Annotated in this window: 21 protein-coding genes; 6 read left to right on the forward strand and 15 right to left on the reverse strand. The window is 64.2% G+C overall.

Annotated elements, in window-relative coordinates; genetic code table 11:
• Positions 1-114 precede the first annotated feature (114 nt).
• Positions 115-417, reverse strand: a complete 303-nt coding sequence (locus tag AC1D08_RS11910) for a DUF1236 domain-containing protein (protein ID WP_457152161.1) — start codon at positions 415-417, stop codon at positions 115-117.
• Positions 418-1,288: 871 nt separating this feature from the next.
• On the opposite strand from AC1D08_RS11910, the gene AC1D08_RS11915 reads away from it, so the two are divergent.
• Positions 1,289-1,495 (forward strand): hypothetical protein, encoded by a 207-nt coding sequence (locus AC1D08_RS11915; RefSeq protein WP_095091761.1) that lies wholly within the window; start codon positions 1,289-1,291, stop codon positions 1,493-1,495.
• Positions 1,496-1,875: 380 nt separating this feature from the next.
• On the opposite strand, the gene AC1D08_RS11920 is transcribed toward AC1D08_RS11915, so the two are convergent.
• Positions 1,876-2,427 carry an isochorismatase family protein gene (locus AC1D08_RS11920; protein ID WP_477423166.1) on the reverse strand — a complete coding sequence of 184 codons (552 nt, stop codon included), beginning with the start codon at positions 2,425-2,427 and terminating at the stop codon, positions 1,876-1,878.
• A 117-nt stretch (positions 2,428-2,544) separates the two neighbouring features.
• Between AC1D08_RS11920 and AC1D08_RS11925 the strand changes: the two genes are divergently transcribed.
• Complete coding sequence (locus tag AC1D08_RS11925; RefSeq protein ID WP_457152158.1) at positions 2,545-2,955, forward strand: DUF5071 domain-containing protein; 411 nt, start codon at positions 2,545-2,547, stop codon at positions 2,953-2,955.
• 44 nt (positions 2,956-2,999) lie between these two features.
• Here AC1D08_RS11925 and AC1D08_RS11930 read toward each other — a convergent pair whose 3' ends face one another.
• From AC1D08_RS11930 to AC1D08_RS11985, 12 genes are all read right to left on the reverse strand, one after another.
• The gene (locus AC1D08_RS11930; protein ID WP_457152157.1) at positions 3,000-4,613 is read right to left on the reverse strand and encodes a WD40 repeat domain-containing protein; all 1,614 of its coding nucleotides are present in this window, start codon (positions 4,611-4,613) and stop codon (positions 3,000-3,002) included.
• Between the two features lie 121 nt (positions 4,614-4,734).
• A complete protein-coding gene (locus AC1D08_RS11935) occupies positions 4,735-5,511 on the reverse strand; it encodes an exodeoxyribonuclease III (protein WP_457152156.1) in 777 nt (258 codons plus the stop codon).
• A 4-nt stretch (positions 5,512-5,515) separates the two neighbouring features.
• Positions 5,516-6,160, reverse strand: coding sequence for an alpha/beta hydrolase family protein (locus tag AC1D08_RS11940; RefSeq protein WP_457152155.1), 645 nt, complete (start codon positions 6,158-6,160; stop codon positions 5,516-5,518).
• A gap of 214 nt (positions 6,161-6,374) precedes the next feature.
• Positions 6,375-7,487 carry a tetratricopeptide repeat protein gene (locus AC1D08_RS11945; RefSeq protein WP_457152561.1) on the reverse strand — a complete coding sequence of 371 codons (1,113 nt, stop codon included), beginning with the start codon at positions 7,485-7,487 and terminating at the stop codon, positions 6,375-6,377.
• Positions 7,484-8,392, reverse strand: a complete 909-nt coding sequence (ku, locus tag AC1D08_RS11950; RefSeq protein WP_457152560.1) for a non-homologous end joining protein Ku — start codon at positions 8,390-8,392, stop codon at positions 7,484-7,486. The genes AC1D08_RS11945 and ku overlap by 4 nt, the downstream gene beginning before the upstream one ends.
• Before the next feature lie 203 nt (positions 8,393-8,595).
• A complete protein-coding gene (ligD, locus tag AC1D08_RS11955) occupies positions 8,596-11,088 on the reverse strand; it encodes a DNA ligase D (RefSeq protein WP_457152559.1) in 2,493 nt (830 codons plus the stop codon).
• Positions 11,089-11,157: 69 nt separating this feature from the next.
• Positions 11,158-11,382, reverse strand: coding sequence for a hypothetical protein (locus AC1D08_RS11960; RefSeq protein ID WP_184875376.1), 225 nt, complete (start codon positions 11,380-11,382; stop codon positions 11,158-11,160).
• Between the two features lie 121 nt (positions 11,383-11,503).
• A complete protein-coding gene (locus AC1D08_RS11965) occupies positions 11,504-11,680 on the reverse strand; it encodes a Flp family type IVb pilin (RefSeq protein ID WP_184875378.1) in 177 nt (58 codons plus the stop codon).
• A 174-nt stretch (positions 11,681-11,854) separates the two neighbouring features.
• Positions 11,855-13,072, reverse strand: coding sequence for a GNAT family N-acetyltransferase (locus tag AC1D08_RS11970; RefSeq protein ID WP_457152558.1), 1,218 nt, complete (start codon positions 13,070-13,072; stop codon positions 11,855-11,857).
• 155 nt (positions 13,073-13,227) lie between these two features.
• A complete protein-coding gene (locus AC1D08_RS11975) occupies positions 13,228-14,472 on the reverse strand; it encodes a GNAT family N-acetyltransferase (RefSeq protein ID WP_457152557.1) in 1,245 nt (414 codons plus the stop codon).
• Positions 14,473-14,475: 3 nt separating this feature from the next.
• Complete coding sequence (locus tag AC1D08_RS11980; RefSeq protein ID WP_477423169.1) at positions 14,476-15,789, reverse strand: MATE family efflux transporter; 1,314 nt, start codon at positions 15,787-15,789, stop codon at positions 14,476-14,478.
• Positions 15,786-16,955, reverse strand: a complete 1,170-nt coding sequence (locus AC1D08_RS11985) for a glycosyltransferase family 4 protein (protein ID WP_457152555.1) — start codon at positions 16,953-16,955, stop codon at positions 15,786-15,788. The genes AC1D08_RS11980 and AC1D08_RS11985 overlap by 4 nt, the downstream gene beginning before the upstream one ends.
• A gap of 315 nt (positions 16,956-17,270) precedes the next feature.
• Here AC1D08_RS11985 and AC1D08_RS11990 point away from each other — a divergent pair, with 315 nt between their 5' ends.
• From AC1D08_RS11990 to gloA2, 4 genes are all read left to right on the forward strand, one after another.
• Positions 17,271-18,440: a DUF1972 domain-containing protein gene (locus tag AC1D08_RS11990; protein ID WP_477423171.1), complete on the forward strand. Its 1,170-nt coding sequence runs from the start codon at positions 17,271-17,273 to the stop codon at positions 18,438-18,440.
• Entirely contained in the window at positions 18,437-19,693 is a 1,257-nt protein-coding gene (locus tag AC1D08_RS11995; RefSeq protein ID WP_457154187.1) for a glycoside hydrolase family 5 protein, read from the forward strand. Before AC1D08_RS11990 ends, AC1D08_RS11995 begins: the two co-directional genes overlap by 4 nt.
• 262 nt (positions 19,694-19,955) lie before the next feature.
• Positions 19,956-20,189, forward strand: a complete 234-nt coding sequence (locus tag AC1D08_RS12000) for a hypothetical protein (RefSeq protein ID WP_095091204.1) — start codon at positions 19,956-19,958, stop codon at positions 20,187-20,189.
• Between the two features lie 168 nt (positions 20,190-20,357).
• Positions 20,358-20,741, forward strand: coding sequence for an SMU1112c/YaeR family gloxylase I-like metalloprotein (gloA2, locus tag AC1D08_RS12005; RefSeq protein WP_457154185.1), 384 nt, complete (start codon positions 20,358-20,360; stop codon positions 20,739-20,741).
• A gap of 204 nt (positions 20,742-20,945) precedes the next feature.
• Here the strand turns inward: gloA2 and AC1D08_RS12010 are convergent, their stop codons facing one another.
• Positions 20,946-21,848: a LysR family transcriptional regulator gene (locus tag AC1D08_RS12010; RefSeq protein WP_457154184.1), complete on the reverse strand. Its 903-nt coding sequence runs from the start codon at positions 21,846-21,848 to the stop codon at positions 20,946-20,948.
• Positions 21,849-21,930 lie beyond the last annotated feature (82 nt).

Raw genomic sequence — 21,930 nt, forward strand, 5'->3', positions numbered from 1 at the left:
AAAACCTGCCTCAAAGGAAAGCCCGCCACCGACGCGAATGTCTGGTGACGGGCTCCTCCCAAGACAACCCAACGCGGGCAATCCCGGTGTGTCGGCCTACGCGTCGGGCCTCACTCAGTGCAGGACTTGGACGATCTGGCGTGTCTCTGGATCGACCAGAACGGTCTGGTCATTGATCACGGCGACGCGATATTTGACGTCGGGCACCTGACGCAATTCGACCGTGTCGGGCACCGACGAGCCAAGCTTGAGTTCGACGCCCAGCAGGTTCACCGACGCAAGCGGCTCCTTCTTGATGTATTGGCGAACGACCGTCTCCTGCTCCGGCTGGACGACGACGACGTTTTCAGCCATCGCCACGCCAATGCCACCCATCAGGACGATCGCGGCCGCAGCACTCGAAAGATAATGTTTCATCATAGCCTCCATTGTATTCATCGGAACTCCGCCCTGGATGAAAACTCCGCCGCCACTATGAGGTTCCATTTCAATTCCCGAATTGAAAGCATCACGAAAACGACCTGATATTGGCGCTTGTTGATCCAGCTATCGGTCTAAGAGGCACAAAAGCTTCCGGAGTTCGTAGATAAATTATGCAGATCGGTTCTGAATCGCACACAGAACTGCCAACCGCTACACGGGTCACCGGAGAACGCCCCATGGCATGGGCTTCAAAGGTCGTCGCCACCGGCGCTGGATCGGCCTCAATATTTTCATTGCCTAGCCAACGTAGAGCGCACCGTGTCGTTCCAGCCGCCTTTCTTGTTTTCGCCGAAAGCTCCGACACGAAAGAGGCCCGCCTTGCTGGGAGCAAAGCGGGCCTTAGACGGTGTGGCCGGAGGTGGCAGTCCTCACAGGTCACACTCTAAACGCGAAGCGCCGGCGCTTGGTTCCAGCCTTGGAATACTGCGCCCCAGTGGCGGCGGTGGTGGCGGCCGTTGCCGCGCTGTGCCTGTGACGTCAGGGCTGCCAGCGCGGGCCATTTTTGATGCCGCGATTGCGGCGAAGACGCTTGGCCGGCTAAGTTTTTTGCCGATCCTGACCCCGCGAAACGACCGCGTCATTATATCGCGTTTGACTAAAATACCGGAACGTCCAATGCACATTGCCGGAACCGAACAGGGCCCCTCGGACCTTTGCGGCCGGCACCTAAGACCTTGGTCCTAGGCGAAAACGCAAACGGCCGATGTGGCCCGGATTGACGTCCGGAGAAGGGAACATCTCGCTTTGGCTGTCGTTTGTCGCGATGTCGCCGGCGCCGCCGGATCCATATCGGGAGGACAGAACGATGCCGCATCGATCCACCGTCGTCAAAACAGGCAACGGCCCGGTCACGGCGATTGCCGTGCTGATGGTGGGATTGATGGCGGTGGGAATGGTGTTTCTGGTCCTGGGCGGCGCGCTCTATCTCAACGAGCAGCCGTCGGATCAACGTGCGCTGTCGTCCCTTCCCGCCCGATCGATTCAGGCGACCGATCGCAGCGCGGCAAACTGATCGGGCTGCGCGCTCGGCGGAACATCCAGCCGCCTTTTCGAATCGACAGCGACCCGCCGGCCAGTTTGGGTTGAGGAAAATCGTTCGATGCGGCAAGAAAGAGAAACTGTTTCGCGCCGTGATGACCAGGACGCCGAATCTGCACTTTAGTCCCGGCCTATTCCGCTTTCGCGGAAGTGTCGGCCGGCCGGCGATGTGCAATGGTGTCAATGCGGCGGTACGAGCCGCCCTGGTTGACGCGGGCGCCCGAGCCATCCCAACAATGCGCCCCCCCGTCCGCGTCGACCACGGCAGGCGCTTGACGGTCTCGTCCGATCCGCAGTGCTGGACAAGTTGTCGCGCGAAGTGACGATCAGCCTGCCGCCAAATTCCTTACAGCTTCAGCCGCCGACCAGTGCCTTGGTCGTCACCAGATTGACGCCGGCCTCGGCGAATTCATCATTGTGGCGGGTGATGATCTGGAGGGCGCTCTCACTGGCGCTGTCCAATGTGCTGTGCGCATCGGAGACCACGGTGACGCCGAGCCCTCTGGCCATCCCGCCCTTGATGGTCGCAGCCACGCAAAAATCGGTCTGCGCGCCCAGCAGCACGACAGCACCGGCGCCCTGCCCTGCGACCCATTCGCCAAGGGCTGCATTGCTGAAGGCATTGCCGACGCTCTTGGCGAAAGTCGGCTCGTCCACGGCCTGGCCGAGTGCGGGCCACACCGGCCAACCCGGTTCACCCGGCGCCAGCGGATCGCCCGCCGGTCCGTCATGCCTGACAAAGGCGACCTTGCGCCCGCCGCGCCGCGCCCAGTCGATCACCGCCCGGGCACGCTCGGCAATGGCTGACGCCTCATGGATCGGCGGCTCGTGCACGCCGTCGAACATGCCGGTCTGAAGGTCGATCACGATGAGCGGCGCTGTGTCCGCGAGGCTGGATGCTGACATGGCGCGAACATAGCGTGGGCGGCGAGAGGGTCAAGGATGGTTGGCAGGCGTGCGGCCATTGACAGCAATGTTCGAGCACTCAAAAAGCCTAGAGATTATGGGCGGAAAGCGACTTGTATGATTGACCCACAGAGCCTGCTCCCACGCGACAAGCACGACCTTGACTCAATCGTTCTGATTGTCGAAGCGGGCTATCCGGCGGTTGCGCCGATTTTGGACCAACTGTTGGAGTGGACTGCCGATGGCAACTGGCCGGTGGCTAGTCCCATCGCTGATTTCCTTGTCACTTTGGGGACACCGCTGATTGATCCGGTCTCACGTATCCTTCAGGGAAAGGATGGAACTCAAAAGTGGCACTGCATCAACTCGATCGTGCAAAGATTGCCGATGGACGTTCTTCGCGGCCTGGAGGAGGATCTGCGCCGATTAGCGGATCATCCCAGCGAAGATGACAGACGAGAAGAGGTCGATATTGAAGCACGCGAGGTCCTGCTTCGTTTCGAACCCGATCATGGCGTGAAGCTGTAGCTGACCCCGCCCCGTAATGGCTCCGGCCGCTCCTCGGGCGCCATTCACCCCGGCGCCCCTGCAAACAGCACCACCCCGTCGCCGCCTGTGGCCGGCCAGTCGCGGATGGTACGGTCGTAGCCGCCGGTCAGCACCGTGCCGTCGGCGGCGAAGGCCACCGCATAGATCGGGCCGGTCTGGCTGTCGAACATGGCGACCTGATTGCCCGTTTCCATGTCCCACAGGCGCGCCGTGCCGTCGAGCGAACCGGAGACCAGGCGCTTGCCGTCGGCCGACAGCGCCAACGTGTAGACGGTGCCCTCATGGCCCTCGAAGCGTCGCACTTCGCGGCCGCTGTCGAGGTCCCAGAGCTTGATCGTGTAGTCGCCGCTGCCGGTGATCAGATGATGGCCGTCGGCGGTGAACACGGCGCCATAGGTGCCTTGCTCATGCCCATGCCAGCTGCGCAACTGCTTGCCGCTGTCGATGTCCCAGAGTTTGAGCGTGCCATCGATGCTGCCCGAGACGGCGCGAGTGCCGTCGGGCGAGACGGCGACAGCGCTGACTGACCAGTCGTGCCCGCTCATCACATGCAGCACGGTGCCCTTTTCCAGGTCCCAGACGATGACGTTGCCGGTCTCGTGGCCGGTCACGGCACGTTTGCCGTCCGGGCTGATCGCCAGCTTGTTCACACCGCCATTCTCGCCCGCCGAAAAGACATGCAGCACAGCGCCGTCGGAAAGTTTCCGCTGCACCATCTCGCCGTCGTCGCCGGCGGTCAGCGCGCTGACGCCATCCGGCATGAACAGCGCGGTGCGCACCATATCCTTGTGGACGCCGAGGTTGCGGATCAGATGCTTGCCGGCGATGTCCCAGAGCTTGATCGTGTGGTCGGTGCTGGCGCTCATGATCGTGTGCCCGTCGGGCGCCACGGCCAGCCAGACGACAGCGTCGCGATGACCCTCGGGCTCGGTCGGCAGCGGTGGCGGAGGCGGGGGCAGAGGCGCGACGGTCGGTGGCGGAATCACCGCGACCTCCGGCGGTGTCGGAACGGCGGGCGTAGGCGGCGTTGGCGGCGCGAGCGCGGGCGGAGTCGGCGGCTCTAGGGCCGCGGGCGGGTTGGCCGCTTCCGGTGGTGGGGCGGGTGGAGATGGCGCCGGCGGCGCGGCTGCCGGTGGAACTGCCGGTTCCTGGACCGGCGGCGCACTGGCGATGTCCTGCCCCTTCGGCTCGGCAGGCTTGGGTTCATTCTGCTTGGGTTCGTTGGGCTTGGGTTCGCCGGGCTGGCTGGCAATTTCGCCACCGCGATCATGCCAGGGGCCGAACCTGTCGACGGCCAGCACCGCAAGCACAACCAATGGCAGGGCAAGAAACACCTTGCGCAGGCCGGGCCTGCCGGTGTCTTGCACTTCCGCCGCACGGCCGAACAGCGGCGCGCCGGCCTGATGGTTCGGGCGCCCCGGCAGACGACCTGCCCAGAACAGCAGAGCGCCAATCAGGCAAGCGAGTGCCGCCACCACCAATGCGGCCAACCGGATGGAGGCGGAAGCCTCGGCGGAAGGCGAGACACCGCGCCAGACGACGACTGCATCGCCAAGCACCAGCCAGGCGCGCCAGACGCAAGCCACGGCCACCACCAGCAGGATGATTGCAATCAGCCTGTCGACGACTCTGTTCATCGGCCCCCCTCGGCACCATCGCAGGCTTCGCCCCACGCCGCAAAGTTCAGTTCACGAGATTACCAGTGGAAAAGGTGTTCGCAAAATGGCGCATGCGAAAGCGGCGGCGTCGAGGTTCCCATCAAGCTGACCTGAGCTCCACCCAGACCGGCGCATGGTCGCTGGCGCCGTCTTGCCCGCGCACCTCGCGGTCGATGCCGGCGGCGGTGAGACGGCGCGACAGTGTCTTCGACAGCAGGATATGGTCGAGCCTGAGCCCCGCGTCGCGCGGCCAGCGGTTTCGGCGATAATCCCAGAACGTATAGAGCGTCTCCTTCGGGTGCTTCTTGCGCAGCGCGTCGGTCCAACCCTGCTCGATCAGGCGCTCGAAGGACGCCCGGCTTTCCGGCTGCACCAGCGCGTTGTCGTCATAGGAGCGGGTGGCGTAGATGTCGCGCGGCTCGGGCACGATGTTGTAGTCGCCGGCCAGCACCACCGGTAGGCCGGTGTCCAACAGCTGCTCGGCGTGTGCCTCCAGCCGTTTATGCCAGGCGAGCTTGTAGGCGAATTTCGGGCCGGGCTGAGGGTTGCCGTTCGGCGCATAAAGGCAAGCGATGACGATGCCGTCCACCGCCGCCTCGATGTAGCGGCTCTGCTTGTCGGCATCGTCGCCAGGCAGCGCATCGCGGGTCAGCACCGGTTCCGAGCCCCGCGCCAGGATGGCGACGCCGTTCCAGGTCGGCTCGCCCTTCCACACCGCGCCATAGCCCGCCGCGGCCAATGCCGAACGCGGAAACTGCGTGTCGCGCGCCTTCAGTTCCTGCAGGCACACGACATCAGGCTTTGCCGTCGCCAGCCATGCCAGCAGGTTCTCCAGCCGGCTGTTGACGTTGTTGATGTTGAAGGAGGCGATTTTCATCGGCTCAGGAAACGATCCGGCCCGTCCACGCCTTCACAGCCTCGGCCAGCGTCTTCAAATGTTCGGCCGCCGAAAATCCTGAAACGCTCTTGCGCGGTTTGAGATCATGGTCGCCATCCTCCAGCCAAACGATTTCGATCTGGTCGGAAAGCGCGTAAGTCGCGACCTCGTCCTGCGTCCCGAACTCGTCACGTGTGCCCTGGAAGATCAGCGTCGGCGTCTTCAGGTTGGCGAGATGTTTGGTCCGCAATTGCTCGGGCTTGGCCGGCGGATGAAAGGGATAGCCGAGGCACAGCAGGCCCGATATCTCGCCCTTGACAAACATCTCGTCGGCGACCATCGAGGCGACGCGCCCGCCCATCGACTTGCCGCCGATGATGAGTGGGCCGGTTACGCCCTTCGTCCTGAGGTCGGCGATCGCCTTGACATATTCCGGGTTCACCGTCTCGGCCCGCGGCGGCGGCTTGCGATGCCCGTAGCGGCGGGCTGCCATGTAGTGGAATTCGAAGCGCGCGACCTGGAAGCCAGTCGCCGCCAGCGACTTGGCGGTGGCCGTCATCGAGGGAGAATCCATCGACGCGCCGGCGCCATGCGCGAGCAGGATGGCGACGGGGGCGGTCTCGGGGCCGTCGAAGAGGAAGGTGGTCATAGGGCGGCCTTCCCCGAGAGGTCGTGTTCCGTCCAACCCCCCTCTGTCCTGCCGGACATCTCCCCCGCAAGGGGGGAGATCGGCAGCTTTGACGTTCCGCTCAATGTCCAACGTTGGCGATTGGGGAAAGCGGTGGCGACATCCAATCTCCCCCATTGCGGGGGAGATGTCCGGCAGGACAGAGGGGGGTGTTCAAGCGCCAGCATCAATCCCCTCACCCAGCCGTCCGCGCCAGTTGCAGATCCACGAACTGCACCCCCTTGGCCGCCACGCGCGCCCATTCGGAATCCGTGTCGAGTTCGAGATAGCGCGCCCAGTTGCGGCGCGCCTCTGGCAGATTGCCGGCGTCGAATTCCAGCCGGGCCAGATTGAACACCGGATCGGCGTAGGTCTTGTCGAGCGCGATCGCCTTCTGGAGGTGCCTTCGCGCTGAAGCCTCGCGGCCTTGCTCGCTCATCAGCCCGGCAAGATTGAACCACGCCTCGACGAAGGCCGGATCGAGCTTTATCGCGCGGGCATAATCGTGCGCGGCTTCCCTCCCGTGCCCGCCGGCGCGCAGGCAGTTGGCGCGGTTGAAGGCGGCAATGGCATCCGTAGGGTCGATGGTGAGACAGCGCTGGTAGAGCACCGCCGCCGCGTCATGGTCGCCGCCCTCCTCCGCCGCTTCGGCCTCGGCGAACAGCTCTTCCAGCGTGTCGTCGCCCTCTGAACCGGCGTTGCCCAGATCGAACAGCAATTGTCCGTCGAGCTCGCTCTGGCCGCCCTCGAGATAGATCGCGTCGGGCCGCCCATGCTGCGAGCCGACATTGAGCGACTTGGCGGTCAGCGAAGCCACCGGGCCCGAGCGATGCACGGAACGCGCTATCGCGCCCCACGTTGCACCCCCGGCCACCAGCCCGGCATATTTGCGCGCCAGGATCAGGTCGCGGAAAGAATAGGGTTCGCGGTCATGCTCGAAAGCATCGAACAGCGACAACAGATCGAGGTCGGCGCCGGACAGCCGCGACTGCTCGATCAACGATTGCCTGGAGAGCGAGGACGCCTCCGGGGCCGTCATCAACCCGAGCAGGCGCAGGAATCCGTTCTCGCTGATTGGCGTCCGCCCGGCGGTCCGCTCGGCGGCGACGCGGCGCTCGATCTCGGCATCGCCGGCGTTTGCCAGATGGGTCCGCCCGAACACGACATGCGTGGTGCGCCTGGTGACACCGCGCCGCAACTGGCCGTGCTGGCGCTCGACCTCGCGTGCCGCCAGCCTGAGCGGAAACGCCGCCAGCGCGCCGATTGTGCCGAAGACGGCCCCCGGGACCAAACCGGCCTGTGCCGTCATTTCTTGCTCTTGCCGACCGCCTTCAGCAGATTGGCCTTCAGCGGATTTTCAACAGCACCGCCCGCTGCCGCCTTGACCTTGGCCGCCGGCTTGGCGACCTCGTCGGCCTTGCTCTTCGACTTGGCCGGCGGCTTCGACTGCGACAGGCTGGCCTTCAGCGCGTCCATCAAATTGATGACATTGCCGCGCTCGGGGGCGGCTGCAATGATCGGCTTGTGGCCCTTCAGCTTCTCGCGAATCATCGCCATCAGTGCGATCTCGTAGCGATCCTCATAGTTCTTCGGATCGAAGGTGGTTTCCTTCTGCTTGATCAGCGCCTCGGCCAGCTGCAGCATTTCCGCATCGGGTTTTCCGGCCGGAATGTTGCCGAAATACTCAGCTGTTCCACGCACTTCGTTCGGGTTTCTCAAGGTACACACGAACATGCCGTTCTCGCGCGCGCCGATCGTGACCACGCGCTCGCGGCTGGACAGCACCAGCCGTGCGATCGCCAGCTTGCCGGATTTGCGCATCGCTTCGCGCAGCACCGCGAAGGTTTCCTCCGCCATCGCGCCGTCGGGCGCGAGGTAATAGGGCGCGTCCTGATAGATGACGTCGACCTCGCCCTCGTCGACAAAAGCCTCGATGTTCATCGTGTGGTTGGACTCGATGCGCACCGCGTCGAGGTCTGCGTCATCGATGATGATGTACTGCTTGTCCTCGTATTCGTAGCCCTTGACCAGATCCGAACGCTCGACCAACCCCAGTTCCGGATCGACCGGCTTCATGTTGATGCGGTTGTGGGTCTTCTTGTGCAGCTGGTTGAAACTGATGCGTTCGCTCGCGCTGGTGGCGGGGTATAGCCGCACCGGACAGCTGACGAGGCTGAGCTTGAGGTAACCTTTCCAACTTGCCCTGGGCGCCATGAAACACTCCTACGCGGCCATGCACTGTCACACCTGTGCAGCGCTGTTCGTCGAAGGACGAGCGACGCCACTGAAATCCTACACCGACCCCGCACAATACAGGCAAATCCCTGACGAAATCTTTTAGGTCGGCACAGGGTCGAGGGCGGAGAATAATTCAAATTGTCGGGACCGTCGATGGACTTGGGTGCCTCGCCCCCGTTTCATGGGCGCGAGGAACCCAACTTCGGAAGGGGCAAATCCCGCGCGAACTCATCGATCTCCGCCCATGGATCGCCGGATGTCGCCAAGAGCCCCGGCAGCGAGGAATAGTTCAGATCCTGCGGTGCATCGATCGACTCCAGATCCGCCCAGCTCACCGGTGTCGAGGCCGGCAGATTGGTGCGGGCCCGCAGCGAATAAGGAGCGGCCGAGGTGTGGCCGCGCGCGTTGCGATGATAGTCGATGAAGATGCGCTTCTTGCGGTTGTCCTTGCCCATGGTGGTGGTGAAGGTGTCGGGGGCGGTTGCCGCAAGATGCGTGGCGATGGCGCTGGTCGCCTGGTGCAGCTTCTTCCAGTTCTGCTTGCCCGTCACCGGCACGGTGATGTGGATGCCGCTGCCGCCCGAGGTCTTGGCGAAGGGCACCAGCCCCAGCCCCTCGAGCTCACCCTTGATATGCACCGCCGCCTCGACCACCTCGCGCCACGAAATCCCCTCGCCCGGGTCGAGGTCGAAGACGATCTGGTCGGGCTTGTCGAGACTGGTGCGATGCGTGCCCCAGGTGTGGAATTCGACGACGCCGAACTGCGCCAGCGCCAGATAGCCCTTGGCGCCTTCGACCGAGAGATAGGACTTTGTCTCGCCCTCGGAATTGGTCGCCTCGAAGGTCACCACCGAGGGCGGCATGCCGGTGAAGGCATGGCGCTGGAAGAAGCAGTCCTTAGGCAGGCCGGTCGGGCAGCGCACCAGCGACACCGGCCGGCCCAGAATGTGCGGCAGCATGAAGTCGCCGACCAGCGCGTAGTAGACGGCGATGTCGAGCTTGGTCGGCCCGGTCTTGCCGAACAGCCGCCGCGTCGGGTTGGTCACCCAGATGGTGGCGAGGTCGGCCTCCGAGATCAGCCGCTTGCGCTTGGCCGACACCGGCGTCGACAGGCCGACATCCCTCAAGCCGCGAAACACCGCGTGGCGCAGCGCATTGTCCGCGGTGCGGTTGGCATAGTGGATATGGGCCGAAAACAGCGGCCGCACCCAGTGCATCTCGCGCATGATCTCGCGCGGCACCCCTTCAGGCGCCGTCGCGCCCGATGTGAGCGGCTCCAGCCTGGCCAGCAATTCGGCAGCGGTCCCGGTATCGAAGCCGGTGCCGACCTTGCCGCGATAGTGCAGTTCGCCGTCCTCGAACTCGGCAAGCCCGAGTGCTGCCAGCCCCTCGGCGGCATCCGAGACAGTGTAGCCGGCGATGACGAAGTCGTCGGTCTGGAGCGCCTTGGTCTTGGTCCAGCTTTTGGTGCGGCCGCTCTGGTAGGTCGCGGAGGCGCGCTTGGAGACGACGCCTTCCAGCCCGAGTTCCGACGCCTGATCGTAGAGCCCCTGGCCCGAGCCTTCGACATGGTCGGAGAACTGGATGGCGGAATTGGCGCCGAGGCCGGACAACATCTGTGCCAGCAGCGCCTTGCGCCGGACCAGCGGCGCCTTGGTCAGGTCCCAGCCGTCGAGATGAAGCAGATCGAAGGCATAGAAATGCAGTCTGCTGCCGGCGCCTCCGGCCAGCGCCTCCTGCAACAGCGCGAAGCGGCTGATGCCCTTGGCATCGAGCACGACGATCTCGCCGTCGATGATGGCGTCGCGGCACGGCAGTTTGGCGAAAGCCTGTGGCAGGTCGCCATAGCGCTTCGTCCAGTCGATGCCGCCGCGGGTGATCAGCCTGACCACGCCGTCCGCGAGATGCGCCATGGTGCGGTAGCCGTCGAATTTGATCTCGTGCAGCCAGACCTCTCTGGTGTCCTCGCCATCGGGCGGCTTTGGCACCTGCGTCGCCAGTTGCGGCTCGATGCGGCTGAGTGCCGGCGCCTTGAATGCGCCCGGCAGCGTGCCCGGCTTCAGCGAACCCGGCTTGGGCTTGGCCGCCGGCTTCGCGGGCGCCGCCAGCTCCTCGATGCGCTTGCCGGACTTCACGCTTTCCGGCCGCGCTTCCAGGATGTCGAGCGCGGTGTCGGCGGCAAGGTCGCGCTCCTTGAACAGTAGCCAGTTCTTCTTGTTCTCGTCCTCGCCGGGTTTTGGTTTGAGCTTGGTCAGCATCCAGCCGCCATTCAGCTTCTCACCGGCCAGCCGAAACTTGAAGGCGCCGGTCCGCAGGCTCTTCTCGACATCGTCCATCGGTGCCCAGCTGCCAGTGTCCCAGACGATCATTGGACCGCCGCCATATTCGCCCTCGGGGATGACGCCCTCGAAGTCGATATATTCCAGCGGATGATCCTCGGTCTCGACCGCCAGCCGCTTGTCTGCCGGATTGAGTGACGGCCCACGCGGCACCGCCCAGCTCTTCAGCACGCCGCCGACCTGCAGCCTGAGATCATAGTGATCGGCGGTGGCGTGATGCTTATGGACGACGAAGCGGTTGCCTTCGCCGGCGACGAGCCCGCCGGCGGGTTCCGGCGTTTTCGAGAATTCGCGCTTGGCGCGATAGGCTTTGAGCTTGGGTGGGGTTGTCATAGCATGGATCGAAACGCAGCAACCAAGTACAAGCGTCCCGACAGAGCGCTGCTTTTGAGTCTCACGCCCTCAATCGTCGGTGGCCGGCGTCAACTCGAGCTCGGCCGGCGACAGGCCTTGCTGCAGTTGGGCGAGCCGGAATTCGTCGACCCAGTAGGCTTCGCCATCGACCAGCACGCGCGCCTGGTAGGCGCCGGCCGAAAAACTCTGCGCGGTGATGTAGACCTTGTGGCGGTCGAGCGCCTTGCGCACCGCGGAGCGCTTTGCATTCTGGCCGATGACGGGACTGAACATGACGCTGCCCTCGGTCGCCTCGACACCCACATGGCCGCGGTCCGCAGCCTGGCGACTGGAGTTAAGGATGACGGAGACCCGCCGTCCTGTCAATTTCGCGGAGACTAACCAGGCCCGAGGCTTACGACCCGCTGCTGTTGACCGCGTTGCCGATCACCTTGAATTTGGTGTTGACCGCATTGCCGAGCGCGCCGGCGCCGGCGATGATGGCGAGTGCGATCAAGGCGGCGATCAGGCCATACTCGATGGCGGTCGCGCCGGATTCGTCGCGGATGAAACGGGAAAATAATTTTTGCATATTATTCCTGTCTTCTAATCCCTCTCGCATCTAATAGACCCTACAGATTGCAGTTCGGTTAAAATTTGACCAAACTATTGAAGGTGCTCGGACCCCGGCTTGAATCAAGACATCAAGTCGGGCTGCCTGCTGCCGGAGGCGGGACCGCTCGAACCCTCGCCCGGAGAACCGCCTTTAGTCCTTCATTCGCCGCAGGCGGCGCGCCATGCCTTGGATGGTCTTGAGCAGCTGTGGTCTCGTGCGCACGTAACGCTCGGCCCGGCTGCGAAACAGGATGGCGGCATTCGCCCCCCTGCCCCGCAGTGTCATCGGTTCGCAGATCTCGGACAGAACCGAATTCGCGGCACCAATATGTTCCTTGTAGCCCTGACCGCCGACCGACAGGTCGAAGTAATCGAATCCCCGCTCGCGCCCCCACATCATCAGCTTGGCAATCGTCGTCAGGCCGGGTGACACGTTGGCGACCGCATCCTTGTCGATCGCAAGCAGGATGCCATGAAGAGTGCCTTTTCTGGCCAGCACGAGCATGGAGGCAAGCCAGGCTTGTCCGACGCGCAGTCCAAAGAGCCGCACCGATCCGTCGGACAGGCCCTGGAGGGCCGCGTTCCGGTAGAAGTCGACGGCCGATTGCTGCGTCAGGAGATCGAAGCGCGCAAGCTCGCGAAAGCGCTTCAGCCGCAGCTCAAGCAGCGTGCCGAAGAGCTCCTCCGTCAGGGCGGGCGTGTCGGCCTCTACCAAGCTGAGGCCGCCCAGTTGTTCAAAGCGGCGGCAGTGCTTGCGGAAGTCCTTGGCGAAGGACGGCCTGCAGATGCGCTTGATGAGATCCTCGGGTTCGCCGTGCAAGACGAGGCCCGAGGCGACCTGGATGGAATCGCGCGTCGCCGAAAGCAGGGCCAGCGGATTGGCCACGCCAAAGACCTGTTGCGGGATACCGGCGATGTGGATGCGATCCACCGGCGGCAGCACCGAACACACGGCCGCCCAGGCGGCTTCAGCGCCCTGCCTGGTCCACGGGCTGGCATCCGCCAGCAGCGGCGCGGAATAGTCGCAGACGCCGCAGCTCAGCCATTCGACCACATAGTGGCGGTAGGCCCGGCGCCGCATCAGCGGCACCAGCATTCTGGGCTCGCCGGTCGCGGCGTCGCTCACCTCGACGACGAGCAGTTCCGCACTCTTGGGCATCAGCCGCGTAGCGATCCCTTCGGCCCAAGCGTAATGCTGATGGGCGGTGCAGATGCCATTGGCCTGCCACTCCAGCCAAAGCGGCTTGACCGCCTCGAGGCTGGTGTGCAGCCGCGCCGTATACACACGTTCGGCGGTATCGGCACTGGCAGCGGGAGCAGAAGCCTGCGCCGCCGATATCGGTGCCATCCGCATTGCCTGGCTCGACATATCTGCCTCCCACCTTTCTCCCGCCGCGATCGGATGCGGTCGCCGGCGATCCTGTTTTCAGCCGCATGGACCCCTCCACCCGCGTTCTTCCAGACCAGACAGGCGCATCAGCGCGACCCTCTTTGGTATGGATCAAGCGCGAAATGCGGCCGCCCTCAGCCCTTCGACCTTCGCAAGCCACGCACCACGCCCTGGGCGGTCTTGAGCAGCCGCGGATGAGACCGTACGAAAAGCTCGGCCCGATCGCGAAGCGAAGCGACGGCTGCTACGCCCTTGCCGAGCGGCGTCAGCGTTTCGTCGATCTTGGCCAAAACCGAACTCACGGCGCCGAACTGTTCCTTGTAGGGCTGGCTGCCCACCGATAGGTCGAAATAGTCGAACCCCTGCCGCAGTCCCCACGCCATCAGTTCGCCCATGAGCCCCAGGCCCGGTGAGGCGTTGGGCACCACCTCCAGGTCCATTCCGATCAGCAGGGCATGCAATGTGCCTTGCCGGACCAGCATATACTGGACAGAGACCCAATCCTCGCCGACCCGCAGTCCGAAGATCCGCACCGATCCGTCGGACAGGCCCTGGAGCGCTGCGTTTCGGTAGAAATCGACAACCGCCGGCTGCGCCAGGAGATCGAAACGCCCAAGTTGGCGAAACCGCTTGAGCCGCATCTCGACCAGGGCGCCGAAGACAAGCTCTATCAAGGCCGGCGTGTTGGCCTCGATCATATCCACGGTGCCGTGCCGTTCGAGCCGGCGCCAGTCCTTGTAGTAGGTTTTGACGAAGGACGGTCTGCCATGGCGCTTGATAAGGGTCGCCGGGTCGCCATCCAGCACGAGGCCGGATGTGATCAGGCTGGATTCTTGCGCGACCGCCAGCAGCGCCAGTGGATTGGCCACTCCATAGACCTGCCGTGGAATTCCCGTGATATGGATGCGGTCCGTGCGCGGCAGGATGGATCGGACCGCCGCCCACGCCGCTTCGGCGGCCTGCGGGGTCCACTGGTTCCTGTCCGAGAGAAGCGGCGCTGAATAATCGCAGACGCCGCAGCTCAGCCATTCGATGACCCGATGCCCGAGCCTCGATCGCCGCATCAGCGGCACCAGCATCTTGAATTCGCCGGTCCCGGCGTCGGTCACCTCGACGATGAGCAGCTCTGCGCCGTCTGGCACCAGCCGTTTGACGATCCCCTCGACCCATGCATGGAGCTGATGGGCGGAGCACGTCCCATTCGCCTGGCATTGAAGCCAGAGCGGCTTGACGGCCTCGAGACTGGTGTGCAGCCGCGCCGTGTAGGTTCCCGCCGCGATGCTTTGGGAAGCATCGATAGCTTGCCCGGCCGGGATTGGCGCTCCAGCTATCGGCGCATCGGGCGGCGCAGTCGTCAACGTCTGGATCGACACGTCCATCTCCTACCTTTTTCCCGTGGCGAGCGGGGCGGGTTCGGTGCGTCGCCACGATTTCGGCTGGCTGTCATGCCGGCCGTCCGCGCCCTCAAGCGCGAGTATGTGGCGGTGTGCGAAATACCATGAGGCCACGAGCACGACGGTCTCGGAGACCGCGGCACCTGCGAGCGACCATGACGGGGAAGCGATAGCGAGCAGGATTGCGATCAAGACCAGACCAACGACCGCGCCAGCCGTTGTGATGAACGCCACGACCCGGAATTCGCCGAGTATCTCGAGGACGATGCGCGGCATGATGTAGAGCATGATCGGTACGAAGTTCGCCACGGCGAGAAGGCCAATGACGCTGACCGAAGCTCCCGCGAGCGACTGGGATTTTATCGTCGGCAGGACAAACAGGATGCAGGCTCCGTAAACCAGGCTTCCGAGTCCCATGACAAGCGACCATAGCTTGGCATGCATCCACACGCGCCTGACTTCATTGTTCCCCATCATCTTCGCAAGCTCGGGCTGCAGCATGTTCACAAAGGCCAGGCTGACGATGCGCAGTGGGGCAAACAGGACGATGACCGCCGCGATGGGCGCATAGGCCGCAGGACCGGCAATACCCGCGACCAGCAGCGCCAGGCACTGACCCTGGATGTTGGTGGTCGTCGCACTGAATCCCGACCAGCGCAGTTGGCGCCAGAGCCTGGCATAGCGTCGCCGCACGGGCGCTCGGAAACTGACGCGAAGCGGACGGGGCGCCAGGCGAGCAAGCACCGCTATGCCGATCACATTGGCCGCTGCAAGGGCATAGAACACCATTTGCAGCACGTTCGGCGCCGTCCAGATCGCCAGCGCGGCCATTGCGGCACCGGCAACGGTGAAGGCGAAATCGCTTATGCTGACCACCATCTGTTGGCGGCGCGCGAAGAATGCCGTGCGCATATGGCTGCGCAGCGACCACGCCCCGACGAAGCAACCAGCGGCGATACTGCCCGCGTCACCCCACAGCAGCATCAGCAGCGCGGTCGCCGCGCCCATGATCGACGCGACGACCACCGCCGCCCCTCCAAACGTCACGTCGTGCGCGTCGACGCCGGCCCTGTTGGTGCTCTTGCCCATCCAAATGCTGGCCGGGACGGCGGTCAGTGATCTGATGTAGGACAGGCCAACGCCCCCCATCACCATCGCGATGGCGAAGATGCCGTAGCCTTCCGCCGACAGCTCGTGCAGCAGGGTGATGTTCAGCGCGAAGTGAAAGCCGCTCTGTATGGCCTCGCCACCGATCATCAGCACAAGGCGCCGCAGCAGATGGCCTGGAAACACGAACTTCACGGACTGGTCTCCGCTTCGCGGGCGGCATGCGCCCGGCCAGGCTTCGCCAGCGCCGCCCTCAACTTGTCGGTAGCGATCGCCGCGATCGCCGCCGCCGCCACCGGCTCGCTGAAAATCTCCTCGTATCGCAACCGTCCCGCGGCGACGAACCCACGCCAGGCATCTGGCCGCAGGACGATCTCCCGCAATGTGTCGGCCAGGGCGACCGGGTCGCCGGGCGGAACATGCCAGCCGGTCTCGCCATCGCTGACCACCTCCACCAGGCCGCCGATGGCAGACACCAGCGGCGGCCGGCCATAGGCCATCGCCTCGATGGCGACGCGCCCCAGCGATTCGGGACGCCGCGACGGCACGGTGACGATGTCGGCCCAGCGGTAATGCGCCGAGGGGTCCGTTACGACCGGCAACACGCTGACCCGTTCGGCCAGGCCCATGCTTTCGACCAGTTCGGCTAGCGCGCGTTCGCGCTCTACGCTTTCGAAGGCGCCGCCGACCAGCCGCACCTCGATCCTCGACCGCAATTCCGGTGACATCGAAGCGATCGCCTGGAGCAGAATCTCCTGGCCCTTGATCCTGTTGACGCGGCCGAGCAGCAGCACCCGCAAAGGGCGCTTGCCGTCATAAGTCATTGGCTCGGCCGCCGCCGGCCCAGCGACACCGTTGTAGACGACATGCGTGCGCGAGACCTTGGGATCGCCGAATGCGGCGCGCGTCGCGCGCGAGTTGAAGATGAGATCCGCATGGCTCCAGCGCATCAGGCCGACGAGTATCTTGCGCATGACGCCTTCGGGGATCTCGTGGATATGCAGGATGGCCTTGTCGGGGAGAAGGCGCGCGGCCAGCGCATAGTCGGCCACGATCGAGGTGTTGACGTAGGTGAGATCGCAATCCCGGAGGCGCCGCCATGCCCGAAGCACGGCCATCGGCAATCGCGCCATCTCGACCGTCGCCAGCCGCAGGATGGCCTGGCGCCTCAGCACCCAGAGTGGCTCGAAGACGATGCGGCTGGCATGGTGTTCCAGGATCTGCACGATCGGCCCGCTGCGCGGCAGCACCACCTCAATGTCGGCGGACGGAAACGCGGCGCGCAGCGCAGCAACGCTCTCCGCGAAGCTGCGGTCGGAACCATAGAGTTCATAGCCCTGATGAACGCAGGCAATCCGCATCTTTGTATCCCGCCAGGTGCCGCAGCCATCGCACCAGGCGCTGGAATGCGGGAACCTTTTCGCAAGAACCATGCCTGATTGATCCGCCCGACTGGCGGACGCCCAATCCCTGGCAATGCCTCGTTTCGACACAGATACGCACAGAAGGGTTGACCGATAATGAAACAACCACGGGGTTCAATACAGTTTTTTTACAACCCCGCGCGATGATCATCCGCCCGAACGCCGAAATCGTCGGATGGCATGGAAGTTGCCCATCCGATTTTGATGATGCAGCAATCGCTAATATATAAAGTTCCGAAAGTGCCAGCGGCCATGAAACCAGAGACGCCTGCCATTCTGATCCTGGGGACGCGCGGCATACCCGCTGCCCATGGCGGCTTTGAAACCTTCGCCGAAAGACTGGCATTTTTTCTTGCCGGGCGCGGCTGGAAGGTCGGCGTCTATTGCCAGGAGGAGGTCGAGCGGATCGACCAGAGGGTGCGCAGCGAAACCTGGCGCGGAATCGAACTCATCCACGTCCAGGTTGCGTCGAAAGGGCCGCGTGCGACCTTGGAATTCGATTGGCAATGCGTGCGCGACGCCGCCAGGCGGCCGGGCGTCTGCCTGGTGCTCGGCTACAACGGCGCGGTTTTCCTGACCTGGCTGAGGCTTAACGGGCGCAAGATCTTCACCAATATGGACGGCATCGAGTGGCGACGCCCCAAATGGGGAATGGTGGCGCGCAGCTGGTTCTGGCTCAACGAATGGATCGGCGCCTGGGCCTCGCATCGCCTGGTCGCCGATCATCCTGCCATCGCGGACCATCTGGCGACGCGCCGGCCGCGCAGCGCCATCGCCACCATCGCCTATGGCGCCGATCCGGTGACATCGGCGCCCGAGGCGCCGGTCCGGGCCCTGGGCCTGGAGCCGGGGCGCTATCTGATCTCGATCGCGCGCATCGAACCCGACAACAACATCCTGCCGATCGTCGAAGCCTTTTGCAGCCGCAAGCGCGACATGAAGCTGGTGGTGCTCGGGACGCTGTTGGACGAAATCCCCTATCATGTCGCCGTCCGCAAGGCGGCGAACGGATCGGTGGTTCTGCCGGGCGCCATCTACGACCAGGCGACGGTGAAGGCACTGCGCTATCACGCACGAGCCTATCTGCATGGCCACACCGTCGGCGGCACCAACCCGTCGCTGGTCGAGGCGCTGGCGGCCGGCAACATGGTGATCGCGCACGACAATCCGTTCAATCGCTGGACCGCGGGTGCCGCCGCGATCTACTTCACCGACACCGACAGTTGCGCCGAGCGGATGCAACAGGCGCAGGACGATGACGCCCTGGTCAGGAATTGCGGCATCGCGGCAAGGGCCCGCGCCCGCGAAGCCTTCCGCTGGGAGGATGTCCTGGCTGCCTATGAGCGTGAAGCCTATCGGCTTCTCGGTGTCACCGCCGACGACGCCGTCGCGGCCAATCGCGCATCGCCCGGCACTGCATGACAGGCTGGTCGCGCCGGCGGGTGCTGCGGACGGCGCTGTCGACCGCGGCACTTGGCTCTCTCCCGATCGCGCAATTCGCCCGCGCCGCCGAGCCTCCCTTCAGGCGCGGCGTCAATGCCTGGCCCTGGTTCTCGCTGACACGTGAATTCCCGGCGCCGCGGACCGACTACGGCTGGCCGCCCTTCCAGCCGCAGCGGCCGGTTCCGACCGCGCACGACCTGCGCCGGTTGCGCGACACGGGGCTCGATTTCATCCGCCTGCCGGTCGATCCCGGCCCGTTCCTGGCGGCCGACGCCACCACGCGCGCCCTGTTGCTGGACATGCTGGACGCGGCGGTCAGCGCCACCGTCGATGCGGGACTCGGCATCATCGTCAACGTGCAGGCCAATGGCGCCACCCACTATTGGAATCCTGACCGCATGGTCGCCAGCGTCACCGCGCCCGCCTTCGATCTCTATCGCGGGCTGGTCGGCGAACTCGCCGGCAGGCTGGAGCGCTTCCAGCCCGGCAAGGTGGCGCTCGAAGCCGTCAACGAGCCGCCGCAGGCCTGCGCTTCCGACGTCTGGTCGCAGGTCCAGCTCGCGCTTCTGACCGCGGCAAGGGCATCGGCTGCAACCCTGCCGCTGGTGGTCACCGGAGGCTGCGGCTCGATGGTCGGCGGGCTGACCGCGCTCGATCCGGCGCCGCTGTCGCCGTTCGAGCCCATCCTGTTCACCTTCCACTTCTATGAGCCCTATCTGTTCAGCCATCAGGGCGCGCCGTGGATGCGCGAGCCCGTCTACCGTTCGCTCAACAACGTGCCGTGGCCGGCGTCCGCCGGCTCGTTGGAAGCGACGCTGGCGTCGGTCAGGGTGCGCATGGCGCAGGATGCCGAAACGACGGATGAGGCCAAGAAAGCCGCTTATGCGGAAACCGAGCGCGTGCTGAAGGTCTATTTCGACGCCCAGCCCGACCGGCGCTTTGTCGATAAATATCTCCGCCAGGTTCGCGCCTGGGGCGACAGTCACGGCCTTGCGCCGGAGCGCATCATCATGGGCGAATTCGGCGCGCTGCGCTCCGACGCCCGCTATGTGGCGGCGCCCAATCCCGATCGGGCACGCTACATCGCCGATGTGCGCCAGGGCGCCGAGGATCTCGGCTTTGGCTGGGCATTCTGGAATCTCTTCGACGGCATGGGGATGATGGACGACACCACACGGGCCCTCGACCCGGATGTCATCGCGGCACTTGGCCTGACCATGCCGGCGGACTAGGGTCAAAACCCAATCACTCCGAACGAGTTCGACGCCAAGCCGACTTACGTCTTCCATGACGCGAACGGCAACTTTGCGCCGCAACTTGGACGTAGTGTCCAATTTTGCGGTTGCCTGAAAGCAGACATCTCCAGCGACCATCTTGGGGGTCGGGATGCGCCAGGATCCCGCTATGCCGGTAGAGACGACTTCAGTCTCATCGGTATCGCCAGAGCCGCGAAACTGTGGTAGCCGCCGCTCAACCAACCAAAGGACGACACCAGTGAACGAACCAACCGTGGCCCAGGCGACCGAAAGTATCTATGTCTCGCTCCGGGCGGACAATGCCGACATCGACGCACATATCGCGACGCTGAAGGCGGCGCTGACACGAGAAGGGGTAAAACAGGCGGTGTTCGATCCGACCAAGTTGGCGCAGAACAACCGCTCAGGCCGCAAGTTGATGCAGGCTTATTTTCGCCAGCGCGGCGTGAGCGTGAAGTTTTCGGACCAGTAGAGCCGCGCGCGGGTCTCAAGCGCGTCGGCGGCAACATCATGCCGCCGATTGGGCGCAGATGAAAATCCGTATGGACGAGGCGACCCTGGCGAACGGCGACATCAACAAAATGCCGCGGACCCGATGGCGACCTTGGCCTCAAATCCCAGCTTGGCTAGAGTTCGTGGCATGCTGAACGCCATTCACCACGTCGCGCTCATCTGCACCGATTACGATCGGTCGCGACGGTTCTACGTCGAACTCCTCGGCCTCGACCTGATCCGGGAGGTCTATCGGGAGGAGCGGCAGTCATGGAAGGCCGATCTGCGGATCGGGTCCGCCCAGCTGGAATTGTTCTCCTTCCCTGCACCCGTGATGCGGCCGTCCCATCCAGAGGCGACAGGCCTGAGACATCTGGCATTTGCCGTGGCGAATCTTGATCCCGTAATCATGCGCCTGGAAGCCGCCGGCGTTCCCGTCGAGCCAATCCGGATCGACCCATATACAGACCAACGGTTTACCTTTTTCAGCGACCCGGATGGATTGCCGCTGGAACTCTACGAAGCCCCATAAGGAACGGTTCGCTTTCGTGACCACATCATCGGCGGTGGGAACGGCACTCGGCAGACATGATCCGCCAACTCGGATGCGTCACCGGGGCTCCTTGCCACGGGCCAGGAGGCCGACCGCTCCGCGCCGACGCGGCACTGCGGGAAGCTCTACATTTGGCTGTCTGGATGAAATTGAGGCCACGCTATCCTATGATAGCCGCCGTGGTCATCGCAGCGGAATCCAAAGGGGACTCTTCCAGGCCTTCAGTTCCTCGAGAAATACCTGCAGCTTCGCCGGCAGAAATCGGCGTGTCGGATAGACGGCGTGCACGAAGATTTCCGGCGACGACCAATCAGGAAGAAGCCGCATGAGTTCTCCGCTCGCGATCCGGGCATCGCAATAGGTTGATGGCAGCAGGCCGATGCCGTGGCCCCTATAGGTGAAAGCGCTCACTGCCTGGAAATCTCTCGCCGCCACCGACCCGGTGACGTGGAGCTTGATGGATTTCTTGCCGCTGACCAGATGCCATTCCACCTCGTTGTTGCGCGCCTGCAGGAGGACGCATTGATGCTGGCGCAAATCCTCCGGCCGCGATGGCGGAAGCCGACCGTGCAGATATTCCGGCGCGGCCACGACATAGCGCACGCTCTTTCCGATGCGCTGGGCGATCAGGCTCGAATCCCGCAGTTCGCCGAAGCGGATGGCGACGTCGATGTTCTCGGCTATCAGATCCAGGAACAGGTTGGTGATGAACAGGTCGGCCTGGATACGCGGATAGGTCTTCAGAAACGAGGACAGGAACGCATAGAACGGTTCCTGGCCGAGGATGACCGGCGCTGATATCCGCAGAAGACCCTCCGGCTTCTTCTGGATTTGGGTCAGCACCCGTTCGGCGTCGAAGAGCTGGCTCAGCGGCTCGCTGCATTGATTGAAATAGGCACGGCCCTGCGCCGTCAGGCTGAGCTTGCGTGTCGTCCGCTGCAGCAGGGTCACGCCGAGCCGCTCCTCCAGCGCCGTCACCTTGCGGCTGACGGTGGAGACGGGCATGCCGAGCGCGTGCGCGGCACGGCTGAAGCTTTCGAACTGCGCAACCCTTACGAACACGGCGATGTCGTTCAGATCGGCCATGTCCCGATTTTTGCATGGGTGGAAAACACATTCCAGATATTTCCGCCTAATCGAGAAATCGCGCCTGCACTACATCGGTCCC

It is taken from the genome of Mesorhizobium sp. P2_E6 (assembly GCF_056403835.1).

Coding starts and splice junctions, on each gene's coding strand:
- AC1D08_RS11910 (WP_457152161.1), bottom strand. CDS start 417: ATGAAACATTATCTTTCGAGTGCTGCGGCCGCGATCGTCCTGATGGGT.
- AC1D08_RS11915 (WP_095091761.1), top strand. CDS start 1,289: ATGCCGCATCGATCCACCGTCGTCAAAACAGGCAACGGCCCGGTCACG.
- AC1D08_RS11920 (WP_477423166.1), bottom strand. CDS start 2,427: ATGTCAGCATCCAGCCTCGCGGACACAGCGCCGCTCATCGTGATCGAC.
- AC1D08_RS11925 (WP_457152158.1), top strand. CDS start 2,545: ATGATTGACCCACAGAGCCTGCTCCCACGCGACAAGCACGACCTTGAC.
- AC1D08_RS11930 (WP_457152157.1), bottom strand. CDS start 4,613: ATGAACAGAGTCGTCGACAGGCTGATTGCAATCATCCTGCTGGTGGTG.
- AC1D08_RS11935 (WP_457152156.1), bottom strand. CDS start 5,511: ATGAAAATCGCCTCCTTCAACATCAACAACGTCAACAGCCGGCTGGAG.
- AC1D08_RS11940 (WP_457152155.1), bottom strand. CDS start 6,160: ATGACCACCTTCCTCTTCGACGGCCCCGAGACCGCCCCCGTCGCCATC.
- AC1D08_RS11945 (WP_457152561.1), bottom strand. CDS start 7,487: ATGACGGCACAGGCCGGTTTGGTCCCGGGGGCCGTCTTCGGCACAATC.
- ku (WP_457152560.1), bottom strand. CDS start 8,392: ATGGCGCCCAGGGCAAGTTGGAAAGGTTACCTCAAGCTCAGCCTCGTC.
- ligD (WP_457152559.1), bottom strand. CDS start 11,088: ATGACAACCCCACCCAAGCTCAAAGCCTATCGCGCCAAGCGCGAATTC.
- AC1D08_RS11960 (WP_184875376.1), bottom strand. CDS start 11,382: ATGTTCAGTCCCGTCATCGGCCAGAATGCAAAGCGCTCCGCGGTGCGC.
- AC1D08_RS11965 (WP_184875378.1), bottom strand. CDS start 11,680: ATGCAAAAATTATTTTCCCGTTTCATCCGCGACGAATCCGGCGCGACC.
- AC1D08_RS11970 (WP_457152558.1), bottom strand. CDS start 13,072: ATGTCGAGCCAGGCAATGCGGATGGCACCGATATCGGCGGCGCAGGCT.
- AC1D08_RS11975 (WP_457152557.1), bottom strand. CDS start 14,472: ATGGACGTGTCGATCCAGACGTTGACGACTGCGCCGCCCGATGCGCCG.
- AC1D08_RS11985 (WP_457152555.1), bottom strand. CDS start 16,955: ATGCGGATTGCCTGCGTTCATCAGGGCTATGAACTCTATGGTTCCGAC.
- AC1D08_RS11990 (WP_477423171.1), top strand. CDS start 17,271: ATGAAACCAGAGACGCCTGCCATTCTGATCCTGGGGACGCGCGGCATA.
- AC1D08_RS11995 (WP_457154187.1), top strand. CDS start 18,437: ATGACAGGCTGGTCGCGCCGGCGGGTGCTGCGGACGGCGCTGTCGACC.
- gloA2 (WP_457154185.1), top strand. CDS start 20,358: ATGCTGAACGCCATTCACCACGTCGCGCTCATCTGCACCGATTACGAT.
- AC1D08_RS12010 (WP_457154184.1), bottom strand. CDS start 21,848: ATGGCCGATCTGAACGACATCGCCGTGTTCGTAAGGGTTGCGCAGTTC.